Annotated in this window: 25 protein-coding genes; 22 read left to right on the top strand and 3 right to left on the bottom strand. The window is 41.2% G+C overall.

Annotated features, from left to right (window positions below; all coding sequences use genetic code 11):
- The first annotated feature begins 74 nt into the window (after window positions 1-74).
- The 4 genes from I2483_RS13155 (at window position 75) to fabG (ending at window position 3493) form a co-directional block, all read left to right on the top strand.
- Complete coding sequence (locus I2483_RS13155; RefSeq protein ID WP_207277594.1) at window positions 75-647, top strand: glycerol-3-phosphate acyltransferase; 573 nt, start codon at window positions 75-77, stop codon at window positions 645-647.
- A gap of 4 nt (window positions 648-651) precedes the next feature.
- Window positions 652-2229, top strand: a complete 1578-nt coding sequence (locus tag I2483_RS13160) for an aminotransferase class V-fold PLP-dependent enzyme (RefSeq protein ID WP_207277595.1) — start codon at window positions 652-654, stop codon at window positions 2227-2229.
- A 56-nt stretch (window positions 2230-2285) separates the two neighbouring features.
- Window positions 2286-2618 carry a bacillithiol system redox-active protein YtxJ gene (gene ytxJ / locus I2483_RS13165; protein WP_207277596.1) on the top strand — a complete coding sequence of 111 codons (333 nt, stop codon included), beginning with the start codon at window positions 2286-2288 and terminating at the stop codon, window positions 2616-2618.
- A 134-nt stretch (window positions 2619-2752) separates the two neighbouring features.
- Window positions 2753-3493, top strand: coding sequence for a 3-oxoacyl-ACP reductase FabG (gene fabG, locus I2483_RS13170; RefSeq protein WP_207277597.1), 741 nt, complete (start codon window positions 2753-2755; stop codon window positions 3491-3493).
- A 118-nt stretch (window positions 3494-3611) separates the two neighbouring features.
- On the opposite strand, the gene I2483_RS13175 is transcribed toward fabG, so the two are convergent.
- Window positions 3612-4715 carry a M24 family metallopeptidase gene (locus tag I2483_RS13175; RefSeq protein ID WP_207277598.1) on the bottom strand — a complete coding sequence of 368 codons (1104 nt, stop codon included), beginning with the start codon at window positions 4713-4715 and terminating at the stop codon, window positions 3612-3614.
- Between the two features lie 295 nt (window positions 4716-5010).
- Between I2483_RS13175 and desA the strand changes: the two genes are divergently transcribed.
- The 10 genes from desA (at window position 5011) to I2483_RS13225 (ending at window position 14790) form a co-directional block, all read left to right on the top strand.
- Window positions 5011-6063, top strand: a complete 1053-nt coding sequence (gene desA / locus I2483_RS13180; protein WP_186672771.1) for a Delta(5) desaturase DesA — start codon at window positions 5011-5013, stop codon at window positions 6061-6063.
- Window positions 6064-6157: 94 nt separating this feature from the next.
- On the top strand, window positions 6158-7288 hold the full coding sequence (locus I2483_RS13185) for a sensor histidine kinase (protein WP_207277599.1): 1131 nt from the start codon (window positions 6158-6160) through the stop codon (window positions 7286-7288).
- 1 nt (window position 7289) lies between these two features.
- The gene (locus tag I2483_RS13190; protein WP_207277600.1) at window positions 7290-7901 is read left to right on the top strand and encodes a response regulator; all 612 of its coding nucleotides are present in this window, start codon (window positions 7290-7292) and stop codon (window positions 7899-7901) included.
- A gap of 492 nt (window positions 7902-8393) precedes the next feature.
- Entirely contained in the window at window positions 8394-9659 is a 1266-nt protein-coding gene (gene kynU, locus I2483_RS13195; protein ID WP_207277601.1) for a kynureninase, read from the top strand.
- Complete coding sequence (gene kynB, locus I2483_RS13200) at window positions 9656-10306, top strand: arylformamidase (protein WP_207277602.1); 651 nt, start codon at window positions 9656-9658, stop codon at window positions 10304-10306. The genes kynU and kynB overlap by 4 nt, the downstream gene beginning before the upstream one ends.
- Complete coding sequence (gene kynA, locus I2483_RS13205) at window positions 10299-11117, top strand: tryptophan 2,3-dioxygenase (RefSeq protein ID WP_207277603.1); 819 nt, start codon at window positions 10299-10301, stop codon at window positions 11115-11117. Before kynB ends, kynA begins: the two co-directional genes overlap by 8 nt.
- 443 nt (window positions 11118-11560) lie before the next feature.
- A complete protein-coding gene (locus tag I2483_RS13210) occupies window positions 11561-11728 on the top strand; it encodes a hypothetical protein (protein WP_207277604.1) in 168 nt (55 codons plus the stop codon).
- Window positions 11729-11842: 114 nt separating this feature from the next.
- The gene (locus I2483_RS13215; RefSeq protein ID WP_207277605.1) at window positions 11843-12733 is read left to right on the top strand and encodes a D-alanyl-D-alanine carboxypeptidase family protein; all 891 of its coding nucleotides are present in this window, start codon (window positions 11843-11845) and stop codon (window positions 12731-12733) included.
- A 60-nt stretch (window positions 12734-12793) separates the two neighbouring features.
- The gene (locus I2483_RS13220; RefSeq protein WP_207277606.1) at window positions 12794-13372 is read left to right on the top strand and encodes an Rpn family recombination-promoting nuclease/putative transposase; all 579 of its coding nucleotides are present in this window, start codon (window positions 12794-12796) and stop codon (window positions 13370-13372) included.
- Window positions 13373-13479: 107 nt separating this feature from the next.
- Entirely contained in the window at window positions 13480-14790 is a 1311-nt protein-coding gene (locus I2483_RS13225; RefSeq protein ID WP_481886346.1) for a D-serine ammonia-lyase, read from the top strand.
- A 104-nt stretch (window positions 14791-14894) separates the two neighbouring features.
- Here I2483_RS13225 and I2483_RS13230 read toward each other — a convergent pair whose 3' ends face one another.
- Window positions 14895-15629, bottom strand: coding sequence for a YqcI/YcgG family protein (locus tag I2483_RS13230; protein ID WP_207277608.1), 735 nt, complete (start codon window positions 15627-15629; stop codon window positions 14895-14897).
- Between the two features lie 226 nt (window positions 15630-15855).
- Here I2483_RS13230 and I2483_RS13235 point away from each other — a divergent pair, with 226 nt between their 5' ends.
- From I2483_RS13235 to I2483_RS13245, 3 genes are all read left to right on the top strand, one after another.
- Window positions 15856-16707, top strand: a complete 852-nt coding sequence (locus I2483_RS13235; protein WP_207277609.1) for a dimethylarginine dimethylaminohydrolase family protein — start codon at window positions 15856-15858, stop codon at window positions 16705-16707.
- Window positions 16708-16849: 142 nt separating this feature from the next.
- Complete coding sequence (locus tag I2483_RS13240) at window positions 16850-17257, top strand: DUF4183 domain-containing protein (protein WP_207277610.1); 408 nt, start codon at window positions 16850-16852, stop codon at window positions 17255-17257.
- 81 nt (window positions 17258-17338) lie between these two features.
- A complete protein-coding gene (locus tag I2483_RS13245; RefSeq protein WP_207277611.1) occupies window positions 17339-17659 on the top strand; it encodes a DUF4183 domain-containing protein in 321 nt (106 codons plus the stop codon).
- A 512-nt stretch (window positions 17660-18171) separates the two neighbouring features.
- Here the strand turns inward: I2483_RS13245 and I2483_RS13250 are convergent.
- Entirely contained in the window at window positions 18172-18312 is a 141-nt protein-coding gene (locus I2483_RS13250; RefSeq protein WP_207277612.1) for a hypothetical protein, read from the bottom strand.
- A 383-nt stretch (window positions 18313-18695) separates the two neighbouring features.
- Between I2483_RS13250 and I2483_RS13255 the strand changes: the two genes are divergently transcribed.
- The 5 genes from I2483_RS13255 (at window position 18696) to I2483_RS13275 (ending at window position 24026) form a co-directional block, all read left to right on the top strand.
- Complete coding sequence (locus I2483_RS13255; protein WP_207277613.1) at window positions 18696-18914, top strand: hypothetical protein; 219 nt, start codon at window positions 18696-18698, stop codon at window positions 18912-18914.
- A gap of 74 nt (window positions 18915-18988) precedes the next feature.
- The gene (locus I2483_RS13260; RefSeq protein ID WP_207277614.1) at window positions 18989-19156 is read left to right on the top strand and encodes a hypothetical protein; all 168 of its coding nucleotides are present in this window, start codon (window positions 18989-18991) and stop codon (window positions 19154-19156) included.
- A gap of 16 nt (window positions 19157-19172) precedes the next feature.
- Window positions 19173-19553 (top strand): hypothetical protein, encoded by a 381-nt coding sequence (locus I2483_RS13265; RefSeq protein ID WP_207277615.1) that lies wholly within the window; start codon window positions 19173-19175, stop codon window positions 19551-19553.
- Window positions 19554-20083: 530 nt separating this feature from the next.
- A complete protein-coding gene (locus I2483_RS13270; RefSeq protein ID WP_255550432.1) occupies window positions 20084-21592 on the top strand; it encodes an McrB family protein in 1509 nt (502 codons plus the stop codon).
- The gene (locus I2483_RS13275; protein WP_207277617.1) at window positions 21564-24026 is read left to right on the top strand and encodes a restriction endonuclease-like protein; all 2463 of its coding nucleotides are present in this window, start codon (window positions 21564-21566) and stop codon (window positions 24024-24026) included. The genes I2483_RS13270 and I2483_RS13275 overlap by 29 nt, the downstream gene beginning before the upstream one ends.
- Window positions 24027-24217: the final 191 nt, after the last annotated feature.

Consider the following 24217-nt stretch of genomic DNA (forward strand, 5'->3'; position numbering starts at 1 on the left):
TGGAAAGTATTAATAGAAACGTTAGAAAGATGCTACACTAGAAAGAACCTATCATTTACCATAAAGGATCGATTATGACACTTATATTTTTAGTAGTTGGCTCGTACATACTGGGCAATGTGCTGACAGGCTCGATGATTAGTAGCTTCTTTTTTAAGAAAGATATACGAATAGAAGGAAGCGGAAATCCCGGTGCGCGTAATGCTGGGCGGGTGTTTGGGAAAAAAGCCTTCATTGCGACATTCATAGGAGACGCATTGAAAGGGGCACTGGCCATTTTCGTTGCCAAGTGGCTTGGATTCGGAGTGACTGTAGAACTTTGTGCGTTATTCGCTGTGACGTTGGGGCATGTGTATCCACTATTTTTGAAGTTCCGGGGCGGGATGGGCGTATCCACTTTCATAGGCGGCATGCTTGCATTCAATCCACTATTATTTGCTGTTTTTGTGGGCTTATTCATCATGTTCTATCCATTCCTAAAAAGCTTCACGTTAGCCGGGTTAAGTGCAGTTCTATTGATGCCGGTTTTAGTGCTGGTTTTTTCATACGGAGTTCCTGTATTCATCGTGGCGTGTTTGTTATCGGCACTTCTTTTATTTACGCATCGAGTTGATTTGAAAGAGAAACTCATGCGGGAAAAGAGTTGAGAGAATGAGTTTTATGTATAAAATTGCAGAAACGGCTTTGGAATTCGAACAGATTCATGAGTTGAATTACCGTACTTTTGCCGAGGAGATTCCGCAGCACGACCGGAACGAATCAAGGAAACTTGTAGACAAATTTCATGATGAAAATATATATATTATTTGCAAGAAAGATTATCGGGTCGTCGGAATGATTGCGCTACGAAGTAAACGTCCATTTTCGCTCGATGGAAAAATTGGTCCAGTTGAGCATCAATTACCGTTTCAAGCCAAAAACCCTGTAGAAATTAGGCTTCTTGCGATTGAAAAGAACTTTCGAAATGGCAGGGCATTTCTCGGACTTGCCCAGGCGTTAGTCCAGTATTGCCTAAAGGAAGGGTATGACGCTGCCCTCATCTCAGGGACGGTTCGAGAACAGAAATTATACGGACAACTTGGGTTTTTACCGTTTGCACAATTGACGGGGACGGCAGAAGCCGCCTTCCAGCCGATGTATTTGACTATAGAAACGTTTGAAGCGGGCGTTGCAGGAAGGATATCAAAACCACTTGTCAATTTCCTACCAGGTCCTGCGACAATTTCTGTAGAAATAAGAAAGGCCATGATGGCAGAACCATTCTCACATCGGTCGTCTGGGTTCGAAAGTGTTTTGCGAAGTGTGAAAGAAAAACTAACCGCATTGACTGGTGCCAAGTACGTTCAACTTCTTCAAGGGACAGGTACGCTTGCGAACGACGTTGTTGGGGCACAGTTAAGTATGCACAGTGGTAAAGGACTTATACTGGTGAACGGGGAATTTGGCTTTAGGCTCACTGATCATGCACAGCGTTTCGGTATGGAATTTGACACAATGGAAATCGAGTGGGGGACCCCTTTTGATGCTGATGAAATTCAAGACGCATTATGCTCGGGTCGCTACAGTTGGTTATGGGTTGTTCATTGTGAAACATCAACGGGTGTGTTGAACGATCTATGTTCATTCAAAAAGCTTTGTTCACAATATGGTATTACACTCGCTGTGGATTGTGTAAGTGCGATTGGGACTACAGCAGTTAATCTCACTGGTGTTGACTATGCGACAGGTGTCAGTGGCAAGGGACTGTTAAGTTATACAGGTCTATCTTTCGTATTTCATAATGAAGAAATCGCCGCAACTAATAGCTTGCCGCGCTATCTTGACTTAGGTACTTATTCGGAGGCAAAAGGGATTCCGTATACCCAATCGTCTAATTTGATAGCAGCGCTCGACGTAGCATTACTGGCATTTGAGCACCCGGAAGAAGTCTACGCAGCAATTTCAAATAGGGCGAGTAAAGTGAGGAAGGCTGTTGAACAAGCGGGATTGCCAATTTTGGCGTCAGGGGAAAGTGCTGCAGATGCCATTGTTACGATTGCGTTACCTACAGGGTTAAGCGCAATTCAGCTCGGCAATAATTTATTTTTGAACGGTTGTAATGTTCATTACGAGAGTGCTTATTTACGCGAAAGGAATTGGCTTCAAATCTCTTGTATGAACGATGTGGTGGAAAAAGAGTTAACGAGAATGCTTAAACTGCTCCCTTTGTTAACGTTAGCGCATGAGTAAGTGTTTACGAATAACGCAAATGGGAAAACACGTTAATATAGAAGGGATTGAAGGTAATGAAGGAATTACAAACAGTTAATGAGTGGTACGACGTACTGGAACAATCGAAAGAGAATCCTTTGTTCGTTTTAAAACATAGCACAACATGTCCAATTAGTGCAGCGGCCTATAATGCTTTTGAGTCATCTGCAACGGGAATACCGAAATACTTTCTTAAAGTGCAAGATAGCCGGCCTGTTTCCAATGAAATCGAAAGTAATCTACGTGTTGAACATCAATCACCCCAACTGTTTCTATTGAAAGATGGACAAGCAGTCTGGCAGGCAACCCATTACTCGATTAGCGGATCAAAAATTGGTAAAGCTGTTGAGGAATTCGGAAGTAAATAAGGTGAAACAGGAACTCATTCCAGGAGTTCCTGTTTTTTTTTGTTGGAGATTACCCTATGGTGCGGTATAAAATATGGTAAAATAATAGTTATTCAAATAGTCCGCCAAATAACAAGTGAAAGTAGGTTCTTTACATGCGTTTACAAGATAAAACTGTTGTCATAACAGGTGGGGCAAATGGAATTGGTGCAGTTGCTGCTGCACTTTTTGGCAAACATGGAGCACAAATTGCTATTGTTGATTTTGATAAAAAGGCTGGAGAGGCGAAAGCACAACAACTGCATGAATTGGGAATTGAGGCCGCTTTCTTTCAGGCGGATGTCTCTGACAGTGAAGCTGTTAAAGAGATGGCCATAAAAGTTCTTGAACAGTTCGGCAAGGTAGATATCCTTATTAACAACGCTGGCATTACGAAAGATGCGATGATGCTGAAGCTCGAAGTGGATGATTTTAAGCGAGTAATCGACGTGAATTTGACGGGTGTTTTCAATTGTACGCAAGCGTTCCTTCCGCCGATGCTTGCTCTAGGGAAAGGGAAAATCATTAATACGTCTTCAATCGCAGGAACGGGCGGCAATGTCGGTCAAACAAATTATGCCGCGGCAAAAGCGGGCATCATAGGCATGACAAGGACGTGGGCGAAGGAATTCGGTCGCAAAGGTATCAATGTAAATGCTGTCGCACCTGGCTTCATCGAAACAGATATGATTGATACGATTCCAGAGAAAGTCCTGGACCAGATTAAGTTGATGACACCCTATACACGACTAGGCGCGCCTGAAGACGTAGCAAATGCCTATCTATTTTTGGCTTCCGACGAATCTGATTTCATTAACGGGACCGTTTTAGAAGTGGATGGTGGCATGTTGAAGTGACGGTGGTGGTGAGGCGGGCATGGCATGAAAGTGGATAAAAAACCCTTGTACGCATGAGTAGCAACTATACGTGAAAGTTACCTACGACATATACAAGGGCGTGTTCGAAATGAGTAATTTATAGAATTTGGAGTTGTTTAGGGAACGTGGACAATACTTCCACTTTCCCGTCTTCATTGATATAGACAGTGTCTTCAATCCGAACACCGCCGACATCGGGAATATAAATACCGGGCTCGATTGTGAAGACAAGTCCTGCCTCTGCAATCTGTTCATTTTTTTCATGAATAGAAGGCTCCTCATGCACTTCGATACCTAAACCATGACCGACACGGTTATTGAAATAGTCCCCGTAGCCGTTGTTAACGATGACATTTCTTGCTTCAATATCAAAAGTTTTCAAGGGTACCCCCGCTTGTACAGCATTGATGCCAGCTTCATTAGACTTGAGGACGATGTCGTAAATTTCTTTTTGTTGTTCTGAAGCTTCACCGATAATGAAGGTCCTTGTAATATCGGAACAGTATCCGTCTTTGATGACCCCAAAATCAATCAGCAAATAATCTCCTTTTTGGATTGACCGTTCTCCAGGAGAACCATGTGGTAATGCCGCTTTTTCTCCGGATAACACAATTGTTGAAAAGGAAGCACCATCCGCTCCGAACTTCCTCATCAGAAATTCCAATTCAGCCGTCAAATCGGACTCAGACATCCCGATTTTCACTTTCTTAATGCCTTCCTCCAAAACCTTTTCAATAATTTCGATAGCCGTCCGTAATTTTGCGATTTCATCTTTAGACTTCTTCATTCTTTGTTTGTTGATGAATGGCTGCACATCGACGACTTCTATACCTGGGAAAAATTCCAGCAAGCTATTGTAAAGATGGTAACTCAGCGCCTTGGCCTCGATACCAACTGTTTTCGAAAGTTCACCAATCGATTCACGAACAACCTCAAAAGGTATTTGCTCGTCTGAAATAGGAATAATTGTTGTAATATCAGAAACTTGCATGGCAGCATCTTTGTCTAATGAGGGTACAAACAAATAGTTCTTATCAGCATGTGTATCAATAAACAAAGACATGAATCTCTCATGGGGATTTGAGTTGAAGCCTGTAAAATAAAAAACATTTGCTGGTGCTGTAATCATAACTGCGGCGATATTGTTCTCGGTGAGATACGATTTCAAAAGTGAACGTCGTGCTTCATATACAGTAGTCAAAATGGAATCCTCCTTAAGTGTGATAGTAATGATTATGCAAGAAATAGGTCACCTTATCAAGGGGAGGCACATCTCTCGATTTATAGTATCAATCACTTCGGAAGAGTAGGAAGAAGATTTATGTTGTCTAGATGTTGTAAATGACAGGGTTTGTGAATTAATTCACAATAAGTGACACTTGTCATATCGGAAATCATGACAGTTATGTCTTCTGTGAAGTCCGAAAGTTCTTTATCATTAGATTCAAGATAGCGAATCAGAAAAAGAACATCAGATTGAAGGAGGATTACACAACATGTCTAAAGAAAAAACAAAGCAGCTACACAAAGACGTTGCCCCTTTTGCTAAGTCAGATAAAAAGAAAAGTATTATGCAGCTTATCAATACAGTCCCACCATTTCTAATCCTATGGTTCTTAGCGTACCAAAGTTTGTCGGTGTCGATTTGGCTAACACTTGGAATTTGTGTTATTGCAGCAGGATTTGTCATTCGGACATTCATCATCTTCCATGATTGTACACATGGTTCATTCTTTAAAAACAAAAAAACAAATGATATTGTCGGTACCATTACTGGCGTTCTTACACTTTTTGCATATGAAAAATGGAAACGTGAACACTCGATTCACCATGCGACAAGCTCGAATCTCGACAAGCGCGGTACGGGTGACATTTGGATCATGACGATTGAAGAGTACGTGGAAGCATCGAAATGGCAACGTTTTGGTTACCGCTTATACCGTAACCCAATCGTTATGTTCGGTTTCGGACCCCTGTTCCTTGTCCTAATCTCAAGCCGTTTCAACCGTAAAGACGCACGTAATAAAGAACGTAACAACACGTATTTGACGAATGCAATACTTGTTGCCCTTTACACAGGTATGATTTTACTTATTGGCTGGCAGGCATTTGTTCTTATACAAGGAACAATAATGTTTGTTGCCGGATCACTAGGTATTTGGTTATTCTACATTCAACATACATTTGAAGACTCGTATTTCGAAGAGGAGTCTGAGTGGGATTATGTGAAAGCTGCTATCGATGGCAGTTCATACTACAAGTTACCGCGTGTGTTGCAGTGGGCGACTGGAAACATCGGTTTCCATCATGTCCACCACTTGTCACCACGTGTTCCGAATTATAACTTGGAACTAGCACACGAATCGACACCACCTCTTCATCAAGCAACAACGATTACAATTAAAGAAAGTTTGTCGTCAATCCGTTACCGTTTGTATGATCCAGAGAAAATGCGGTTTATTGCATTTAAAGACGTAAAGCACATGCTGAAAGGCGCACGTCCTTCAATCGACCTGAAACCAAAACGCACCACTTTTGACTCGAAATAATACTGAAAACAGTCATCTCTTCAGAGGATGGCTGTTTTTTTTTATCTGTCATTTGGTATAATGGAAAGTATAGACAGGGTGGTGAAACAAAGAAATGCAAAGCTGGTATAGTATTTTCCCGAAAAATCCATGGCTAAGTATTTATGCATGGGCAGTATTTTGTTTTCTTCCATTCTTTTTCATATTCAGATCATCGTCGCCAATTGAAATTTCCATTGGAATTTCATTGTTATTCTTATTCTTTTTGTCCTATCGATTTTCATTCACATCGAAAAGCGGCCTTGTTTATATGTGGATTAGTTTTGAAATTGTGATAAGTGTCGTTATGACGCTGTTATTTGGTTATGTGTATTTATCCATATTCACTGCATTTTTCATAGGTAATATTCGCAATCAAGTCGGATTCTTCATTATATACGGGCTGCATATTGCCATTACAATCATTGCGATTGTCGCAGGCTTTTTCATCGAACTCGATTTATTCCTCCCGCAAGTTCATTTCATCCTCATCTCGGTTATTGGTGTAGTATTATTGCCATTCAATTTATACAATCGGAATAAGCGTGAAAACTTGGTAGGTCAATTAGAACATGCCAACGAACGGATTTCGGAGTTAATAATAGTGGAGGAACGGGAACGCATTTCTCGTGATTTACACGATACACTCGGCCAGAAGTTATCATTGATTGGCTTAAAGAGTGATTTAGCTGGCAAGCTGGTGTCTCGTGATCCTAGAGCAGCTGAAAGAGAATTGCGGGATATCAGGCAGACTGCTAGCACGGCGCTAAAGGAAGTTCGAGAGTTAGTTGCGGGCATGCGGGCAACGAAGCTGGAAGATGAAGTGATACGCATTAAGCAGATGTTGAAGGCAGCTGAAATGGAATACACCATAGAGGGTAATCCATCGTTCGCCAATATACCGGCCATTGTTGAAAGCGTATTGAGTATGTGCTTGAAAGAGGCTGTGACAAATGTTGTGAAGCATAGTTATGGAAAGACTTGCTGCGTGTCGTTTGAACAATTGCCGAATGAATTTGTCATCACTGTGGTAGACGATGGAATCGGAATTACAAGGGGCGGGGAAACGTCGCCCGGGAATGGTTTGACTGGCATGCGCGAGCGGCTTGAGTTTGTAAATGGAAGTCTTCGAGTCGAGGGTGGCGAAGGAACGAAATTATCGATTCGTGTTCCAGCAGTCATACAACATATTATGGAGAGTGATTGATGTGATACGTATTGTCATAGCGGAAGACCAAGGGATGATGCTCGGAGCACTTGGATCATTATTGAATATGGAAGATGACATGGAAGTCGTCGGAAAAGCTAAAAATGGGGAAGAAGCAGTCGCGCTGGTGAAAGAACATCAGCCGGATGTCTGCATTATGGACATCGAAATGCCAGTGATGACGGGCCTTGACGCAGCAGAAGCGTTGCATGATGAGAATTGCAAAATCATTATCCTGACGACATTTGCCAGAACAGGTTACTTCGAACGTGCGAGGAAAGCGGGCGTACGCGGCTATTTATTGAAAGACAGTCCGATTGAGGAGCTTGTCAGTTCAATTCGAACGATAATGGACGGCAGACGAATTTACGCGCCAGAACTCGTTGACATTGCCTACGGGGATGGGGATGAGACGGTAAATCCGCTGACGGAGCGTGAAAGCCAAGTGCTTGTACTTATTGCTGAAGGCAAGACGACAAAAGAAATCGCTGGTGAGTTGTATTTGACGCCTGGTACAGTGCGGAATTACATCTCCACGATTTTGGATAAGCTCGGTGTTGGGAACCGAATTGAAGCGATTTCTCGGTTTAAGGAGAAGGGCTGGTTAAAGTGAATTGATTGTATGAGCCGACAGCGATGTCGGTTTTTTGTTGTTTTGGGATGCATATAGAGCATATAACCGGCGAACCGATCATAACCCGCCGCGGGGCGAGCATAACCTCAGGTAACCAATCATATCTCGCCGCGGAGCGAGCATAACCCCAGGTAGCCGATCATATCCCGCCGCCGAACGAGCATAACCCCAGGTAGCCGATCATATCCCGCCGCCGAACGAGCATAACCCCGGCGAACCAATCATATCCGTCCGCGGAGCGAGCATAACCCCGGCGAACCGATCATATCCCTCCGGGGAGCGAGCATAACCCCGGTGAACCGATCATATCGCACTGCCAAGCGAGCATAACCCTCTGCGAACCGAGCATATTCCTCTCTAAACCAATCATAATTCCCACCCCTAATCCAGCAATAAACCGCGTTACGAGCGCAACCCGAATATGTTACAATTTCACCAAAGGCGGAAAATTCATATTAGGGGGAACTGAACATGTTTGGCATCGATTACGCAAGAAAACTCGACGAAAAAGATGGACTCGCGAAATACAAAGACGAGTTTTATCTACTTGAAAACACAATTTATTTGGATGGTAATTCACTCGGCTTATTGTCTAAACGAGCGGAGCGCACGCTGCACGAATTACTTAATTCATGGAAAACACTAGGCATCGATGGCTGGACAGAAGGGGACAATCCTTGGTTTTACCTATCGGAGTCGGTCGGAGAAAAAATGGGGCCGCTTGTCGGGGGAACAAGACGCGAGGTCATTGCAACGGGCTCGACAACGACGAACCTACATCAGCTAGCCGCAACATTCTACAAACCATCAGGGGCTAAAACAAAGATTCTTGCCGATGAACTTAATTTCCCATCAGACATTTATGCACTAAAAAGCCAGCTAGCACTGAAAGGTTTTAATGCTGACGAACACCTTGTCCAAGTAAAAAGTAGGGATGGTCGATTTTTAAATGAAGACGATATCATCGAAGCAATGACAGAAGACATCGCGCTCATTGTTCTACCAGCCGTTTTATATAGAAGTGGGCAAATCCTCGATATGGAGAAACTTTCGAAAGCTGCAAATGACAAAGGCATTCCAATCGGTTTCGATTTATGTCATTCAATCGGCGCCGTTGAACACGCATTGCATGATTGGGGCGCGGACTTCGCTTTTTGGTGTACGTATAAGCATTTAAATGGGGGGCCAGGATCCGTCGCAGGACTGTTTGTCCATGACAAACATTTCGGTACTGCACCTGGTTTGGCGGGATGGTTCGGTTCAAAAAAAGAAGCACAATTCGATATGGATCATACGATGGATCCTGCGTTGGACGTCGCTGCCTATCAAATCGGAACACCTCATGTACTCAGTTTAGCGCCGGTCATCGGTGCACTTGAGTTGTTTGAAGAAGTGGGCATTAAAAAAATTCGCGAAAAGTCACTTCAGCTGACGGACTATATGCTGGCGTTAATTCAACAGGAACTGTCTGAGCACGGCTTCACAATTGGCAACCCAGTCGACGAATCACGTGGGGGCCACATCTTGCTTGAGCACGTTGAGGCGGCACGTATTTGCAAAGCGTTGAAAGAAGACGACGTCATCCCGGACTTCCGTGCGCCAAACGGTGTCCGACTTGCTCCAGTTGCGTTATACAATTCTTTCGAAGACGTCTGGCATACTGTGCAGAAACTAAAACTCATCATGGATGAAAAACGTTATGAAGAATTTGAGAATAAACGAGGTGTCGTCGCATGACAGGGAAATGGATTGATATTTCACAACCGCTGCAAAATAATATTGCGGAATGGCCAGGCGATACACCATTTTCATATGAAGTTGCATACTCCAAAGCCGAAACAGGCTCAGTCAATATAGGGAAGTTAACAACAAGTACGCATATGGGAACACATATTGACGCACCATTTCACTTCGATGACAACGGACTAAAAGTACTCGATTTACCGATTGATTTATACATCGGGCGGGCGCGTGTAATCGATGTTTCAGGAAAAAAAAGTGTCGGTCATTCTGACTTAAAGGACATCGATTTCGGCGGGGCAGAACGGATTTTATTGAAAACAGGTAGCCGTCCTGATCCAAATGTATTTCCGGAAACCTTTACGTATTTGCGCCCGGATATCGGCCCTCTATTGAAAGAAAGAGGGGTTCGGCTCATCGGCGTTGATGCGCCATCTGTTGATCCGGAAACGAGTAAGACTGTAGAAGCGCACCATTCGCTTAATGAAAACGGCGTAATGATTTTAGAAAACATCGTCCTAAGCGAAGTGGAACCGGGTGATTATGAACTGATTGCCTTGCCACTTCCACTAAAAGACGGCGATGGCAGTCCAGTTCGTGCCGTATTGCGATCAATTGAAGGAGGGAATCCCAGCCATGACTGAAAAAGGAATTCACACGGATTTTAAAGATAATATGACATACGGCGAGTATTTAAATCTCGATAAATTGCTGTCGAGCCAGCAGCGCTTGTCCGGCCATCATGATGAGATGCTGTTCATCATCATTCATCAAGTAAGTGAGTTGTGGATGAAGCTCATTTTGCATGAGCTCAATACAGCCATCGACTTAATCGAAAAAGATGAACTGCCGGAAGCATTTAAAATGCTGGCGCGCGTGTCAAAAACGCAGACGCAGATTATCCAGGCATGGGACGTATTGTCGACATTGACGCCTGCTGAATACATGGAATTCCGGGACAGTTTGGGCCGAGCTTCAGGCTTCCAATCCTATCAAAACAGGCTTATTGAGTTCGCACTTGGGTATAAGCAACCGCATATTTTGAAGATTTACGAGAAAGATCCCGAGCTTGCAAGTGATTTAGAGGCGGCATTCCGCGCACCGGGGATTTACGACGTGGCAATACGTGCGCTTTCGCGGGCCGGCTTCGCGATTAATCCAGAACTGCTGGAACGTGATTTCTCTGTTACATACAAAGGGGATTCGTCTGTAGCGGATGCGTGGCTGGAAGTATACCGCAACGTCGATGATTACTGGGATTTATATCAGCTTGCGGAGAAGCTTGTCGATATCGAAGACAGTCATCAGCAGTGGCGTTTCCGTCATATGAAAACCGTTGAACGGATTATCGGCTTTAAAATGGGGACGGGCGGTTCGTCTGGTGTGAACTATTTGAAGTCTGTGCTTGATCATCAGTTCTTTCCTGAGTTATGGGATGTACGGACGAAATTATAAGGATTCCATAGAAACTCCGCCAACAAACCTAGTTGGCGGAGTTTTAGTGTTTTATCTAAACGAACGTTAAATCAATTTTTCTTGTTCACTAATTGGAGGCAAGTATGCCGGCAATAAACCTGTCGAACTGATTGCCCGTCGACAGTAGGAACTCCTCCGCGAACCGCTGTGGTTCATTGCCACAACCTTGAAATATCCAGTATGCGAACAATGTGCTTGAAATTATGTTTCCCTACCGAAATTACCAATCATCGATAGGCGGACTCATTGTGAATTCCATTATAAGCACCACCATTACTGAGTTGTTATAGTAGCATATTCCGCAAGGACGGGGGTTGTGTGTGCGTTTCAGATTGTGCGCAGTCGCCCGCAATCAATGGTAGAATTAGCGCATTGAGCTACAAATCGAAAATCATGATGACAGTAGAAATGGGGGACTGAACATGCGCTGGATACTAATTATTGTCTTTGCAATTACGGTAGAGTTTTTCGTGCGTTTTCTTACGAGAAATATGGAAGATAAGAAGAAGAGGGAAAGAGTGCTCGCACTCATTTGGTTTGGGTTCGGGGCAGTATTACTAGTAGTTTGGTTAATCAATCGGTTTCTATAGATAACTGGTATGCCAAAACTTAAGAAATTCTTCATGATTATACTAGGCGATTCTTCACTATTAGCCTTCATGATGAAGGTAATGGGCTTTTATTAGTGAAGAGGTGTGGAAAATATGAAGAAATTGATTTTTATTGTGCTGGTAATAGTGTTAAGCATTACAGTTGTGACGAAAAATATAGAAAGTACCTTTGAGAATGTAGAGTTAACTGTTACTGCAAAAGCAATCATTCTTATAGATGCTGATACAGGTAAAGTAATGTATGAAGAAAATAGTGCAGAACCGCTACCAATTGCAAGTATGTCCAAGCTGATGACGCAGTATCTCGTGCTAAATGCCGTTAAAAGCGGCAATTTATCATGGGGAAATACTTATAAGCCAAGTGAAGCGATACAACAAATTACAGGACAATCAGCTGCCGTCAAACTAGGAATGACAGCAGGTAACGCCTATTCGGTGCAAGAACTGTTCACCGCAATGACGGTCAACTCCGCAAATGACGCGTCGATGGCACTGGCTGAAATGGTTAGGGGAACAGAAGAAGCATTTGTTGAATTGATGAATAAACAGGCGGAAAGTTTCGGTCTGAAAGAAACGACTTTCTTCAACGCAAGCGGACTTGATGGCGATTACATTGGCAAAGGGTACGAGCAAACGAATCATGCCTCTGCCCGAGATGTTGCAGTCATTGCACAAAAACTGATTGCCAATCATCCGGAAGTACTCGATTTTACAAGAATGACGAGCTTCCAAACGGGTAGTGGAACGACGTTGTGGAGTACCAACCTGATGTTGGCAGGCATGCCCCAAGCCTTGCCTGGAATTGACGGATTGAAAACAGGCTTTACAGATCAGGCTGGTTCTTGCTTTGCTAGTACGGGCGTCTTTAATGGGCGACGTATTATTTCAGTTGTCATGGATGTTGAAGCAGATGGCGGTGATACAACAACTCCGCGATTTGAGTTGACGAGAGAGCTGATTGAGAAATTTGTGCTGAATGAATAGGTTGTTATTATTTTAAACGTATGTATTTACTGTATGCGTTTATAGTCAAAAGAAAATCGTATGCTGTTGTATTGGGCAAGAATGTATGTTGGACAATTAAAGTCTGGAGAGGCTTATGAAAATGTTAGCAAAACAATTCAAATATCCATTGTGAATTTCAAGTTCTTGCAAAATGACCATTTTCATAGTACGTTTCATTTAATGGAAAAAGAAAAACTTATCAAGTTTACAGACCACTTAGAAATTCATGTTTTGGAGCTGCCTAAAGTACAACCAACTGAAGAATTGACTGATGAAGATCTATTAACCAAGTGGATGTTATTTCTGTCTGGGGATGACAAAACAAAGGAGGAATTAGCGATGACTGACATGGGAATCGAAAAGGCCTATGATGAATTGCATCGGATTAGTCAAGATGAAGTGATGCGCGAACGTGCAATAGCACGCGATAAATGGCTATCGGACCAAGCAACGAGAAGAGAGCAAGCTAGGAGGGAAGGTAAAGAGGAAGGTAAAGCTGAAGGTAAAGAAGAAACTGTTCTTAGCATGCATACTGAAGGGTTTTCAGTTGAAATAATTACCAGGGTTATGAAAATGCCCGAAGAAAAAGTACTTTCTATCATCAATCAAATACAATGAAAAAATGGAGCCTTGCCGATACTTTTGGTGGGGCTATATCTAATTCAAGGGACTCATGACATGTTATACTATTCATACAACATTCAAAAAATGAGGCGATAAAAATGATGGAACAAACACAAATAAATGATTGGAAAAAGAAGCTTCCGCTCATTGGACAGATGATAGCACATGAAGAAGTGCTCTGGCTCAATCCCTTAATAGAGTCAACAACGACTGGTATTCAAAAAACAGGCGTGACTGCAGTAAACGTCAAAGATGCATCAGACCGTCTGAAACGTTTCGCACCATACATTGAGCACGTCTTCCCGGAAACAAAAGCGTCGAACGGCATTATCGAATCGCCGATTACCGCTATTTCGAACATGAAAGAAGCGCTTGCCGATCAATACAAAGTAGCAATCCCAGGTGAACTTCTCCTGAAAGAAGACAACGCACTGCCGATTTCAGGTTCTATCAAAGCACGCGGTGGCATATACGAAATCCTAAAACATGCCGAAACCCTGGCGATTGAGCACGGATTAATAACAACAGCTGACAACTACACTAAATTCGCAGAGCCGGAATTCCACAACTTGTTCTCGAAGCACAAAATCGCTGTCGGCTCTACAGGAAACCTTGGCCTAAGTATTGGCATCATGAGCGCCAAACTCGGTTTTAACGTTACTGTTCATATGTCCGCAGATGCGAAACAATGGAAAAAAGATATGCTGCGCGAAAAAGGCGTCACAGTTGTTGAATACGCTGATGACTACAGCAAAGCTGTTGAAGAAGGGCGTCGCCAAGCAGATGCAGATCCTTCCTGTCATTTTGTTGATGATGAAAACTCGCTCGACTTATTTTTAGGCTATGCGGTGGCAGGGGAACGCGTTGCAGCGCAGTTGAAAGCGCGTGGCACCATCGTTGATAAAGACAACCCGTTGTTCGTTTATCTGCCTTGCGGTGTCGGTGGAGGCCCTGGTGGTGTAGCATTTGGCTTAAAGCTTGCTTTTGGTAATGCAGTCCGCTGTTTCTTCGCCGAGCCGACGCATTCTCCGTGCATGATGCTCGGTATGATGACTGGTCTTCACGACAAGATTTCAGTTCAAGACTTCGGTCTTGACAATAAAACCGTTGCAGACGGGCTCGCAGTTGGTACGGCGTCTGGTTTCGTGGGCAAGACAATGGAACCATTACTATCCGGCTGTTACACGATTGCGGACGAAACGATGTTCAAGTTATTGAAACTGCTCGCAGACACAGAAAGTATTCGACTCGAGCCGTCCGCACTCGCGGGGATGACTGGCCCAGTACAAGCTATCCGTGAAAATATGAAGGAAGCTAATTCAGCAACTTCTACCCATCTTGTCTGGGCAACAGGCGGCAGTATGGTGCCTGAAGAAGAGATGAATTTATACTATAGTATGGCTGGGAAATAATTCAACTATTTCCCGGGAAATCGACATTAAGTTGGGAAATAATTGCGAGTAATGAAAAACCTCACACTTCTGTGAGGTTTTTTGTCTTTATTGGGCACACATTATCACGTCTTCTCTTTATGCGAAAATGGACATTGCCCTTGGATCGGCTCCACGTCATCCCCGATAAAAAACTGTTTCCATTCATTATGTTCTGGATCCCCGAAGTGGCTAATATCTGGATGCTTCGGCAACTGGTCCCACACTTCCACGCGTTCACGAACTTTTTCCCGCGACATGACACCGCCTTTTTCCGTCCCTTTCAATCCCTCGAATATTCGGCGCGGCTGAAAACCAAGTACCATCGCATTGCCTAAGTCACGGGTTTTTCGTTGCTTATAGGCAGGTGTATTGCCAAAAACAAAAATTGGCTCGCCATGGAAACGGAAATCCCACAAGTGATGCGCTGGATCGCGTGGACTTTCCGCTGGCCATTCGACCTCATCCACCCCATGCAGGTACTGCAATATCTCCCAAAACTGCTTCCTGTATTCTTCCAAAGAACCTTCGTTGTCAAACGGCTCCACAAAAACGAATAATCCATGCCGTTTATGAGCGGGATTGTCGAAAAGTGCCAAAAATGACTTCAACGTTTCCGGCAAATTGGACCAGTCGAATTGTGTTACATACCCATAACGCAATTCGCCCTTTACCTCTCCTCCCATACCGAAATAACAAGGAAATGTCTTATCCGTCACTGTGTCATGGAACGTTTGGTATTCCTTCAACAACCAATCGGGTAAATCGGTACGTTCCGCAAAATCCTCTTTTGTTAATAAAACCTTATCTATCTGAATCAACAATCCTCCTCCATTTCAATTAGTTAATATACGCTCTGATTCCATTGAATACCGCTTCGGCTACCCCTGTAAGGTGCCTACGCTGAATTTGCATAAAAACTTCAAAACTTCAATTTATATAGACAAGGGAGAAGAAAATGTACTTCAACATCCAGTAAAGTAATGTATAAATAAAATCTGAAAGGGAATTTTGTAGAAGACGTCAAAAATAGTTGGAGGATGAAACATGAATTCCCCTGAGGAAGAAACACCAGCGACAAAATGCCAGACGGAATATGATACGCTACGTCGTGTGATTTTATGTCAGCCCAAATTCATGTCTATAGATGAAGTAATCAATGATGTGCAAAAAAAATACGAAGACGAAAATATTAATATTGAGTTGGCGATGAAACAACATAAAGAGTTTGAAGAACTCCTCGTAAAGCATGGGGTCGAAGTCATCAAATTGCCCTCATCCGCAAAATTCCCGGAACAAGTATTCACACGTGATATCGGATTTACTGTCGGTGACGACATTTTTGTCGCAGAAATGGCAAGTGATATTCGTAAAGGGGAGGAAGAGGCGCTGGAAGAGTGGCTGGCCGATGAGGACATCTCGTTCCAGACGACAACGAATAAAGTGGAAGGCGGAGATGTCATTGTCGATCGCGGCACATTGTACGTCGGCATTAGTAGCCGTACATCCATAGAAGCTGCTGAGAAATTAAATGTCGATCTTCCAGATTACACGATTATTCCTGTTCCTTTCGATGAAAAGTACCTGCATCTTGACTGCGTGTTTAATATCCTGTCACCCGAAGTGGGACTGATTTTCCCACAAGCGTTTGATCGAAGCATTGTTGATATGCTAACAGCCACATACAAGCTCATCGAAGTTTCTGAAGAAGAACAATTCACGATGGGAACAAATGTCTTATCAATCGGCGGCAAAAAAGTATTCAGCCTACCGCAAAACAAACAAGTAAATGCCCAAATACGTGCACGCGGATTCGAGGTTATCGAGGTGGACTTCTCCGAAATTATTAAATCGGGTGGCTCATTTAGGTGTTGCTCAATGCCGGTTAATAGGGAATAAGAAAAATCAAAAACCCCACTGTGAAGTGGGGTTTTTGATTTCGGGGAACTATAAAGATATTATGAAAAATTACTAGAACTGGGTGAACGTCAATCTGCCAACTAATTATTATCATATAGTATGGAAAGGAGGTAATAATATCATGGAGAGACATAGAAAGTGTAAAAGAGTAGTAAGAATTATTGATTACAAACACTATTGCAAAAAGATTGTGTGCCAGACAAGCATAGAAGTTAGCCCAATAGATATCTCTGAAGTTAGTATCATACCGACTGTAAACAGATATTTTTATATTCCAGTATCTACTATTGATTTGACGAATGGGGCAACTATTCCTTCAAATCTATTTTATAACGATGATGGAGGCCTAACAACTGAATTTATGATTTTTTGTCCAAATGGACACGTTAATCTTTATATAAATGGTGTAATGCAACAGGGGGGAATGTATAGGGTGAATACGAATTCCTTAATTATTAATCCCACTGCTTCAAAAATTAGTGCGAGTACTCCAATTGTTATTGAATCGTTAGGGTTTTCATCCAAATAGTAAAATATATTATTTGGACAGCCCTGTCACTTCATAGATGCTTTGCATCTACTACAATGTAGACGAAAGGAGGTGAATCAAATGGCGCTTACCCTTATTAATATTCACGTGAACGTTTCAGGTACATCCACAAGGTTTTTTGATGTGTTGGCAGCAACTTTAGCTGTCGTCGATGGTACAACTGTCGCTGCAACTGCTTTTTTGGATGATAGTGGAACTGCTGCAACTGCTTTTCCAGTAGTAACGAATGGTTACTATAATCTCTATATAAACGGTGTACTACAAGAGGGCGATTCGTATACAATATCCGCAACAGAATTGACCTTTAATGGTGTCACTGGCAGTATATCTGCTGGAACTCCATTAGTTGTAGAAGCTGTAGAGTTAGTTACAGTAATTTAACTAAACAGCTTTTCATTCGAACCAAGGTTTGGTTATACGGGACAAGTTTGTGCATTCCATGGCAAACCCTTTAAAATCAATCAGTTGGCCCCGCTCATCCCCTAAAATTCCCCCGCGATGATACAGTGATTTCCTCTAACAATTAGATGTAGAAGAGGCAAAATAACATCATTGTGGCCCAAATTTTTATGGATATGTAGTGTGGTATTCGCTTCGACATTGATGCTCTTAGTCAATGTTCGATTGAAATTCGATTAAGCTTTCACCATTGAAGAAGATACTCAAAACGGGTATCTTCTCTTTTTTTATATCTACTTCACTTTAGAAAACAAATCATTCAGCACTTTGTATTGGTTTGATCAGCACAATTAACAAAAATCTCAGCTTGAAAAAGTGAAGGGAATTATTGAATCGGTTGTTCAATAACAAAAAAAAGACCTGAATCTGAAACAATTTCGTGTTGTTTTCAGAACCAGGTCTCTTTATTATGGCGTTCAATGCGTCCGACAGCGTTACTGATCTGAAGCGGTATTTGTAGACATTGAAGCATTTTCATAAGCAACCAAAGTTACCCCTAGTTTATCCTCCAAGCCATTTAACGCTGCTAGTTGTTCGTGGTTCAAATCTGCAATTTCAACTTTATCATATGACATATCGAATCCCCTTTCAAATTTACCCGTATTGTGTCCATTTAGGATGGGAGTATACATTGATATGTTGGCCGAATTGCAGACAATCAAATTACCTGCCCTAACTCCGCAATCGGACCCCAACTCAGTCAATAAGGTTTTGACCTTTGTAACGTCGACAATGGCTTTAACACGCTTATTTCTTCATGGTGGTAATAAGAATTAATCAATCTAAACTCATCGCCTCATCTGTACGGGCAATCAGCTATAGTTCAAGTCCTAAAGTGATTGATAGTTTCGATAAAGCCATGATAATCGGCACTAATACAGTATGGTTTAGAATAACGGTGATAGGGGGATCGGAAAGGTATAGAAATAAAGAATTCGAATTCAGGGGAGGATCTATTGTGAAATCAACTATCAAGTATCGTATTGAAGAAACGCTAGTCCAAGTGATTCATGATGATGGAGAAGTTGTTGTTAAAAGAGCGGTTTGGGTAGAAGGAGAAGGCCTTTGTGCGATTTATGATTTAGATGAAAATTGGTTTCCTTATGTCTGTACATTAAGTGGCGATTTAGGTCACATGCTTGCGACTCATTGTGTGAATGTAGTAGAGATCAATTAGATGATAGAGTTTATACCGAAATATTATTTATTCAAATATCAGTATGAAGGTGATGTGAATGGATGGAAGAAGAAATGAAAGTTGCTAAATACTATATAAATACAGAGGAATATGAAGCACATGAAGCTGTATTATACGTCTGCAACAAATGCCATGAAATGCATGCGGATGAAACCTATATATGCGAAGTCTGCAATTATGAAAGTTTGCGGATTGTTCCAGAATCTGAATTGATTAATTAAGTCAGGGGGAGGGAAATTGAATTTCAAAAGTATAGACATTCAAGTGGTAGACGATAGCGGTGCGATTGTAGTTCAAAATGGAATATTGGTTGAAAGTGATCAGTTTTGTGCAATTTATGATATAGATGAAGGGCACTTTAAATTTGTTTGCACAACAAGTTTCGAGTTAAACATAATGCTCGCTACTCAAGACCTTCGCATGAAAGACCCAGAGGAAGAGGAGCGCTTATGTTCAGAATGTGGAATAACGATGCAAGAAGGATTTTATTTTGAGTCGGATGGAACACAGTATTGCAGTGAAGAATGTTTAACAAAAGTGATTACATGGGATGAATATTTGGCGATTCACGATGATGGCAATGGTGGTGCTTATTGGACGGAATGGTATGACGTTTAAAGTAGCGAAATTACAAAAGTAATATTTGAGGCTGTTCAAGATGAAAAAGCATCTTCAAATCATCATTTATAATAAAATATCTGATACTTATGATATTCATGTGGTTGAGATTGGCAAGGATGCTTTGTCTGCTTGCAATAACTGTAACGAATTCAATGAGGATTAAACCTGTTATTTCCATGTATGCTAATGCGAAAGCTTAAGCATCGTACCGAGTAGCGGGTTTTGTTGATATTATTGATGGAATTGGAAGTGTGTATTAAACGGATTAGTAAAATAATCCTAGAATAGTATCGAGTAAAACAACTTGTTAAGTTATAGGTACTTTACAAATTATACTTTTATATGGCAACTATATGGTATGATTTGTTTGTAATTGACAGATAAGTGAATCGGTTTCTTCGTTATATATGATTGGATGCCTTTAAAATATTTTCATTGTTGGTAATTAACCAATCATAGAACTATATCCATAGTGCTGTATTGAAATATAATGAAAAATCCTGCAGTTGAAGGAAGTGGGTATGAAATTGACTATAATAAACATTGATGATGTAATTCTGATTAAGATTAATCAGAGTTATTATGGAGACATTTCTCCGGGGAAATTATACGAGGTAACCAGTATTAGCTGGAAAATCAGCGAAAGAAAACTAGAGACTTTAGACATTAAATATTATTGTGCAGTATATAATAGTGAAATTATTGAAGTTTATCGATTAATTGGGTATAAATCAGATACTCGTCCAGAGAAAGAAGGTCGTTTTATTTTAGAAGGGGAATTGGCAGATGAGGCTATTCGTGAGAAATTAATTGCTCTTGATGTTCAGTCTATCCATAAAGGTAGTGGTAATCCCGTAAAATATACAATGCTAGAAACACTTTTGAATTTAAAAGAACAAAGTAAACTTCCTGCTGAACCTGAAATAGGGAAGCTAGAAATAATAGAGGTTGTCGATTTAATCGAGCATATCCATTCCTGCATTACTTCCAAAGGCTTCAACTATTCCCTCCCCAACATAAAAAATTTCTATCTATCCCTACGTAGTAAGCCTTTTGTCATCATCTCAGGGATCTCAGGGACTGGGAAGACGAAGATTGTGCAGCTGTTTGCAGAGAGTGTGGGGGCTACGGAGGAGAATGGACAGTTTAAGTTAATCCCTGTAAGACCGGACTGGAGTGATGGTTCGGAGTTATTAGGATATACCGATATAACAGGTGATTTTAAAAAAGGTCCATTGACGGAAATGATCGAGCATGCTATGGATTGTCCGAGTCGACCCCATTTTGTTCTTTTGGATGAGATGAACCTAGCACGCGTGGAGTATTATTTTAGTGACGTGTTAAGTGTGATGGAGAGCCGACGAAGGGATGGGGATAAGATTATTTCATCCTATTTGTTAGATAAGAAGGCTACTGGTGTATCTTTACGACTGCCTGAAAATCTTTATATTATCGGTACGGTCAATATGGATGAGACGACACATCCTTTTAGTAAGAAGGTGTTGGATCGTGCAAATACTATAGAGTTTAATGAAATTTACTTGGAAAACTTTGATTTCTTTGAAGAGCAGGAAGAGGTAGAAGTACAACCACAACCACAACCAATTTTGAACGAGCAGTTGGTTGCAAATTATATCTCATTGAAGGATGTATATGATACACATAGTTCACTGATCACTTTAGTTTCAAACAGACTAGTAGCAATTAATAAGTTCCTTGAACCCTTGAATGCGCATGTTGGATATCGTGTGCGTGATGAGATTTGCTTTTATATGATACATAATGCAGAAGCGGAATTACTTGATGAAAATGAAGCGTTTGATTACTGTATGATCCAAAAACTATTGCCTCGTATTACGGGCGGAGATGGACGCGTTGACACGCTCTTGAATGATCTTTTTGAATGGTTAACTGGCGAATCTTATGACAGTGGAAATATTGCTACATCCGCTAGTTATCCACGCAGTACGAGAAAGGTCGTGGAAATGCTAGGGAGGTATCATGCAGATGGTTTCACTTCTTTCTGGATCTCCTAAAGAAAAAGAATTGGTGGTCATTAAGACAGCGGAATTGACGTGCATTATTAAAGGGGCGGTAGCGCATCCACAATATAATAAGCTTCGTGAACATATGTCGTTTAAAATTGAGGATGCAATGCAATTTTATTGTAGGGCGGAAAATTTAGAGGAAGTTCAAGTTTATAATTTGTTGACAGGACAAGAAGAAAATTTTTCAAATCAACCATTACTACCTGTCTTTTTTGAAAATGGACGTTATGAAGTTATTATTTTACCTGAACCTGAAATAAAAGAGCAGATAACATTTTATCATGAATTTCCTGGATTCAGAGAAGCGATAAAAAAGCTTTCTAGAAGTGATGTATTAACAGGGACATTGCATTTTCAAAATGAGGTAGGTTTAACTTCTTTTGAGATTCGTGGGGCTCAGCAGCGCGTATTATTAACAGTGGTATTAGAAATTTATCCTACAAAGCTGGATTATAAAAAGGATTACAAGGCGTTATTAGACGAAGTGAATGAGGAAATTTATAATCTAGCTTACCACTTTATTAAGCGAACGTATTTACAAGGGAGTGCCAAGATTTATAAAGAGCCTTCTTTAACGGAGTTTTATCGCCTAATTGATTTACATTTTGAACAATATACTCGAGCGATTGAGCGAATCGAAAAATTTTCCCATCAGCAATTGATAAAAAAATATGTGGAAGTACGGGGGGATCAGTTAAGGAAACAGGATTCACAAACGTTAGCGTATTTACGCAAAAATAGCGGACGCTTTGCGGATACCCTAAACGGTATACCTATACACGGAAGAACTGTAATGCCTACCAAGGGGTTGCTAATGAAAAAAGAACATTCAGCAGATACCCTCGAAAATCGTTATGTGAAATGGACGATGCTTAGGGTAGCTACACGGCTCAAGGATTTAATAAGGGCGATTGAAAAGTCATATGTAAAGGGATATGGAAAAGAAGACTTTGAATTGGCAAATAAACTTGAGATGATGATTGAATGGCTTGAAAAAAGAGTGAGAAATATATTTTGGCGAGCAATTGGTAAGTTGGATCGCTCTGTAATGAGTTTAGTACTACAAATGGCGCCAGGCTATCGTATTGTACTTCAAGTGTATACGACTATTAGCAAAAGTATTGTTTTGCAAGGTGAGATTTATAAGATGTCTGTCAAAGACATTGCAACTTTGTATGAATATTGGACATTTTTAAAGTTAGGCCGTTTGTTAGAACAAAAGTGTAAGCCGATCAGCCAGAACATTGTAAGTATTATTTCAGACGGGCTTTTTATTAGTTTGGATAAGTCACGAGCAGCCGAGCGTAAGTATGTTCATCCTATTACAGGTGAAGAAATCACATTGAGATACCAGTTTGATACATCAAGTAACCGGGTACCAACTGTACAACAAAAACCTGATTCTATGTTGAGTATAGGTAAGATTGGCAAAGAGTATCAATATCAGTATATTTTTGATGCAAAGTACCGCTTAGATTTAGAGACAAATCCTGATATGCCCGGACCAATGCAGGATGATATTAATACGATGCATCGTTATCGTGATTCAATTGTTGTGAATACAGATGGTCGGTATGAGCGCACGGCATTTGGTGCTTATGTGCTATTTCCTTGGACTGAAGAACGAAAATATGAGAATCATCCATTATACCGTAGTATTGAAAGTGTAAATATCGGTGCTTTCCCATTCCTACCGAATGTGACAACCTTAGTAGATCGTTTCATTGATAACCTGTTGAATAAAAGCCCAGATCAGCTACAGCAAGAGGGGATATTGCCGAAAGGGACATATGAAGAATTAGGCATTCTTTATTCAGTAGATCAGGTGTTAATTTGTGTTGTACATGGCGAAGCAGAATTACAGCAGTTATTAATAGCAAAAAGTTATGAGATACTTGTTGCAGATTTGCTAGCGGGTTGGCAACACATACGGTATATTGCGATTTATGAGGATGATGGGGTACATATTCGTTACTATGCTGAAGTGGCGAATATTGAAATTGTCGGGAAAAGTATTCATTTTAAGGTCAATCGTTGGCAACAGAAGTTGATTGAGGGGAAGGGGTATCATATTCATCATCAGGCGACTGTTTACGCGAATAACTTTCTTCAAGCTGATTCATTGGCAAGTCTGCATTCAAAAACGGTAGAAGAAGATATTCTTTGGAAAATTGTACAACGGGTTTCGTATGATGTTCGAGTGAATTTAGATGATGTGTTTGTTGACAGGGCGAGCAGAGTGTTATCGTTCACGTTTGATAAATACATATTGGAGATACATCACAAAATGCGCCAGTTAGTATTCATTGGGGAGAATTTTAGGGAGAGTATAGATATGGTATTGATTCAAGAAAATGAATTGTTCATCTTTAAATGGATGACTGAATTGATTTATCAGGGTTACAGCGAGGATGAAAACTAAGAGTTCGGAATGAGTAATGTTGGTATTTATTCAAAAAGAGTCACTCGCACGATAGAAGAATGCATGACGGGGGTGTCTGTCTTCATTTTTTTTGTATCTGTGTAAGAACGAACTTTTTATAAAAGCAAATCCATGATTGTTTGAACTATCACGATAAATTTTTACACAGTATACATAGTAGTAAATGCAAA

Source organism: Sporosarcina sp. E16_3, assembly GCF_017347125.1.
Lineage (GTDB): Bacteria > Bacillota > Bacilli > Bacillales_A > Planococcaceae > Sporosarcina.